Here is a 5,595-nt window from a genome sequence, read left to right as displayed (position 1 = left end):
GCTGTAAACGAAGCTTTCAGTAACTTTTTTCATCAGCGCTTGATTTTTTGGCTAATTATTGATCAAGCAAAAAGTAGTTTTAAACAATTCATTTTTTACCAGTGCCAGGAACAGATTACTAGAAAACTAGTAGCATACACTAAATCGGTGGGTAAAAACCGCTACACTTTATTAAAATTAAATATTAGTATGAAACTATCAAATTTTAAGTTTGAACTACCAGAGCATAGCATTGCACAGTATCCAATCCAGGACAAGGAAAATGCCCGTTTAATGGTTGTACATAAAGATAGTGGCAAAATAGAACATAAAACCTTTAAAGATCTGCCTACTTATTTTACCCAAGGAGATAGTTTAGTGGTCAATGACTCGAAAGTTTTACCTTGTAAACTTTATGGTTGTAAAGAAAAAACAAATGCACAGGTAGAAGTGCTCTTATTGCGAAAATTGAATGATGAACATGGCTTGTGGGACACCATTGTAGAGCCAGCACGTAAGATTCGTATAGGTAATAAAATTTATTTTGGTGATGGGGAGTTAGTAGCTGAAATTATAGATAATACTACTTCAAGAGGCCGTACGCTTAAGTTGTTATTTGATAGAACAGAAGAAGAATTCTATGCACTTATCAATCAAATTGGCCATATGCCTTTACCCAATCAAATAGGGCGTTCTTCTAAGCCAGAAGATAGGGAATATTACCAGACCATATTTGGCCAAAATATAGGCAGTATCGTATTACCAGCTGCTGGGTTGCATTTTACCCCTTATTTGTTGAAGTATTTAGCTTTGCAAAACATTGCTGTTGTTCCAGTTACGTTGCATATTGGTTTAGGTGAGCTAAGTACTATTGATATGGAAGATTTAACCAAGGTAAGGGCTTCTTCGGAACGTTTTATTATTACCCAAGAAAGTGCAAAAATGGTGAACCAAAGTCTGGATCATCAAAAAAAAGTTTGCGCCGTAGGTACTTCAGTGTTAAGGGCTATAGAATCTTCTGTTTCGGTCTCTTGCCAACTAAAGGCAAGCAGTGATTGGACCAATAAATTCATTTTACCTTCTTGCACATTTAAAGTTTGCAATGCCTTGTTGACTACATTTCATCTGCCCTCATCTATTTCTCTGGTCAGTGTAGCTGCTTTTGGAGGCGAAGATTTGATTTTAGCAGCTTATGCTGAAGCTATCAAAGAGCGTTATAGATTTTTCTTATATGGCGACTCTATGTTGATTATATAAAATAATAGAAAAGTAGGTCATACCGTTAATATTTTCCTATATTCGGGAAAAGTTTTGGCTTATGTAGTTTCTTTCCTTTTCATCTTAGAAAGAGGCTGGTTGTGCTATCATAGCTATACTGACCTTCATCTTTTTGAGATTTGTATAGAGGTGGCTCATCCATCTATAAATTTATGCTACGGATCATGATAATGATAGATACCAATATCAAAAAAATTAAACGTTTGTTGTCCTTATTTTGTCTATTGTTAGGGCTGTCACAACCAGCCTTTGGCACGACTGGTTACGCGATACGGAAGATTGACGTAATGGGCAATGTTTTGGTAGAGACTGATTTACTGATTGCGCTTTCTGGTGTACGAGATGGAACAGTCATTGACCCATCTTCTCAGCAGATTCGTACTGCCATTTCCAAAATAGCCAAGCATGATCGTATAAAGTCTGTTGAAATCTACTTATCTGATCTTGATCAAGCAAATGGGTTAGCCACTTTTGTTATTCATGTTGAGGAATATCCTGAAGTAGTTAACTGCCTTATAGAAGGTTTAACAAAGAGAGATAGAAAAGCACTGCTTGAAAAAGTTACTATAGATGATCATGTTGCGTTGTCTCCACTTTTTATACAGAAAACCATTTCTAAAATTAAAAAGTTTTTTTTAGAACAGGGCTTTAAGGATGTCCAAGTTTGTACAGAATGTCTGCCAACTGAAACAATGGATGCGAAAGTAACGCTCAAGATTAAGATAAATAAAGGTAACAAAACCACCTTGCATAAAATCATTTTTGAAGGAAATGACCATTTAGAAACGAATCTCTTGTTATATAAGATTAAAGAGCTAAAAGAAGCCCCTCGTTTTACACTTTTCCAGGATATTTTTAAGCAAACTATTACCCTGGCTCCCCTTCGCAAGGGTGGACTACTTTTACAGTTGCCCAAAACATTAGATGATATAAAACGTTGTTTCTTTACCCATGTTTCTTTTTTTCCCTCTGTTTTCACAGAAGAAAAATACCTAAAAGCTAAAGAAAATCTTATTCTTTTTTATCAGTCAAAGGGTTTTCAGGATGTACATATTGCAGCAGAACGCTTTGAAACTTTTGCTGATGGCAAGCTGAATATCTATTTAAAAATTAATGAGGGTAAACAATATATGATCCGTGATATTAAATGGGTTGGTAATTATGTCTATAGTGATCAAGTATTAAATAGGTTATTAAACCTCCAGCCAGGAAGGATCTATGATCCGCTTTATATTAAAAGCCGATTGCATCCTGGGGTTACAGATCTAACCATTGGTGATTTGTATACCAATAATGGCTATCTTTTTTTTCGCGCAGAAGTGGTTGAAACTAGTATAGAGGATAATCAGGTAGATTTAGAAATTAGAATTCAAGAAGGCAAGCAAGCTACTATTAATCAAATAGATATTGTAGGTAACACTTTAACGCATGATTATGTTATTCGGCGTACGTTACTAACATTGCCAGGAGAAAAATATAACTTAGGCCTTGTGCGGGAATCCTTACGAAGATTGGCCATGTTAAAGTTATTTAAGCCAGAGAAATTAATCCCAGATATACAACCAGATGTAGCAAAGGGTACCGTAGATCTCATTTATTCGGTAGAAGAAGAACCCCGGTTCGAGTGTAACCTAAATGGAGGGTATACAAATGGCATTAAGATCGGCCTTGGCATTGGTTCTAATAATGTTTCTTTAAAAAACCTTTTTACAGGTAAAGTTCCTTTAGGAGCTGCTCAGGATTTGCATTTAAACGCCGAAATATATGGTAGAGATTACAAAAATTTAAGTTTTTCTTTTACAGAACCTTGGTTTTGGTTAAAAGAAAGTCCTTATATACTTTCTGTAAGTTTTAATAGTGCTTATCAAAAAGTTTTCTATGCTACACCGAATGCATTAGATGATTGGGTAGATCTAAACCTATTTCCAATTGCCAAACAAGATAAAAAAAGTAATGTTCATTCAATTGGTGGTCAAATAGGCTTAGGCAAAAAATTCGCTAGAGATTGGAGTAGTCATTTCGGTATAGCGTATCATCATCATGCATATCAGCATATACAATTACTAGAAGATCACACTAAAAGATCTGGATTCTTACATGATTTTACTTTAGCACTTTCATTAACGCATGATAGTATCAATCATCCAAATTATCCTACTAGTGGATGTTTGTGGTCTAACTTGTTAACCCTTACGCCTCCCTATAGTTTGTTAGGCTATGTTGGTTCTAAACTGGAAGCTATACCACGTTTCAAGGAATTTGGGAAATTGGTAATGGATTTTGCTTATTTTAAAGCTTTTCCAGCTAGTTTTGTGCTGCATTTGCGCGTTCATGCAGGATTCCTACACAGTCTCTCTAAAAAAGCTATAGGTCCTTTTGAACGATTTTATTTGGGAGGTACATCAGGTGTATCAAATAAATTCTTGGGAACTGATTTTACTTCGTTACGTGGTTATCCAGATGAGAGCCTTACACCAGAAGATTATAAAAACCATATAAAAGGAGGGGTGCTATTCAATAAGCTTGTTGTTGAATTGCGTTATCCTATTATGCTGGCACCTGTTTGTTGCTATGTATTGGGCTTTGGAGAAATAGGGGATAGCTGGCTCAAGTATGAAAACTTCAATTTATCTAATATGAAAAAAGCTATAGGTGCTGGTATCCGTGTTATGTTGCCCATACCTATTATACCCATGATTGGGTTAGACTTTGGCCGTAGACTCAACACGGTAAAAGATATTAACAGCGCCAAGCGTTCTTTTGAATATCATTTTACCCTTGGACCTACCATGCGTTAGTTAGCAGCGGTAAATAAATAATTTACGGGCCATTTTTTATCAAATAATTATACATACCATATCCGCTCACCCAATGGCGTCAACTTAAGACGTTTATTTTATTGATTTACAGATATAATCTATAGATAAAATATATATGACTGATTTACAATAAGTCTAATCCAGAACTCAGGTTACTAAATGGGATAAATAATACCCACAAATAGCCAAGTCTTGGTAGGTTAATTGGAATAATCTGATGGTATTTTTACAGTAACCTAACGCCATACGTAGGTATCCGTTCATGACATTGGTAAAAAATGAATTTTTATTGTTACTTTTTTCTTGATAAAAAAGTAACCAAAAAATCAAGCCCTCAGTAAAAAGTTTCGGCAAGCAGCCCTTACAGCTGGAAAAACAGAACTCGCCCGCGAAGCGGGCTTCAAACAGGCTGTTTTTCTATTTCAGCTGTAAGGGCTGCTTGCTGATCGCAACTATTTTACAAGGGGCGTTTTTGCTTTTTCTACGTAGCTTTGCCACTGCGCTGAACGGCTACCATACGTAGAGCCATTTACACAACCAATGCGGTGGAATCTGTAAACAGCCAATTTCCTAGAGTTACCAAAGATAAAAGGGGGGGCTAACCATCTAGCTGTTTTTAAAACCTGATATTTAACTATCGACTACATGACCCAAAAGTGGACCACCCCTATGCATAATTGGCGTCAGGCTATGGCACATTTGTTAATTAAATTTGAAGATAGAATTTGACAACTTTACAAAAAATAATTTACACACTTAAAAAGACAGGCCTCGCCATTGGCTAAATGGATGCCCCCCTATGCCCGTTCTCAACGCCATGTATTCTGTAAATCTATGCACTGCTTCTTCTTCTTATCTAGTTGTTCTTTTAATGTTTTTTTATTGGCAGATAACTTACCCGACTCTTTTTCTATCTCATTAATTGTATCTTTTATTTTATCAATAAGAAGAAAAACTTTTTTATCAAAAAGTTCAAATACTATTTTTCGTAAGTGCTTGCCCGCAGGTGAATTCTCGTAAGTAGGTAAATTATTTTTGAATTGTCTATCTATTTCCGCACATAAAATTAAAAAACTATTAACATAACTCAAAGGTCCTGTAGTATTGTGGAGCAAATTAGTAAACGATGTAAGTTCCTTGTAAGGTAATGTGAGGGCCCAATCTTTTAAGCTAAGGTTACTATCATTTATATACTTTGCTACCTCTTGTATGGTATCCTGAACAGAGGGGTCTTTGAGTAGCTTGTTGAGTGTTTTCTTTTTCTTTCCATCGGCTAGTACATTATGTATATAAATTATTACCTTTTTGTCATCAATTATTTGTACTTTTTTTTCATATAATTTTTGGAATTCTTCCTTTTGTGGGTTATATATTTCTTCTAATTCTTCGTTTTTTTTCTGTAATACTTTTGTTAGTTGTTGACTTTTTTGATCAAGTGCTATTACTGTTTTATTTTTTTCGTTAATCCTCTTTGCATATTGTGCCTGCCACTCTTTGTCTTCTTCTTCTCTTTTTTGGT

General features: G+C 35.3%; 3 protein-coding genes. 2 read left to right on the top strand and 1 reads right to left on the bottom strand.

The genetic code is table 11. The annotated features are described in order from the left end of the window. Positions 1-189 precede the first annotated feature (189 nt). A complete protein-coding gene (gene queA, locus MUW73_RS01800) occupies positions 190-1,236 on the top strand; it encodes a tRNA preQ1(34) S-adenosylmethionine ribosyltransferase-isomerase QueA (RefSeq protein ID WP_243017906.1) in 1,047 nt (348 codons plus the stop codon). Positions 1,237-1,421: 185 nt separating this feature from the next. Next, entirely contained in the window at positions 1,422-4,055 is a 2,634-nt protein-coding gene (locus MUW73_RS01795) for a BamA/OMP85 family outer membrane protein (protein ID WP_243017907.1), read from the top strand. Positions 4,056-4,885: 830 nt separating this feature from the next. Here the strand turns inward: MUW73_RS01795 and MUW73_RS01790 are convergent. Continuing rightward, positions 4,886-5,595 (bottom strand): hypothetical protein (locus MUW73_RS01790; RefSeq protein WP_243575198.1); only part of this gene is annotated, 710 nt, incomplete at its 5' end.

The organism is Candidatus Cardinium sp. cByotN1 (assembly GCF_022810525.1).
Classification (GTDB): domain Bacteria; phylum Bacteroidota; class Bacteroidia; order Cytophagales; family Amoebophilaceae; genus Cardinium.
Note: the sequence above shows the minus strand (reverse complement) of the source record. Positions and strands in the feature narration are given on the sequence as shown.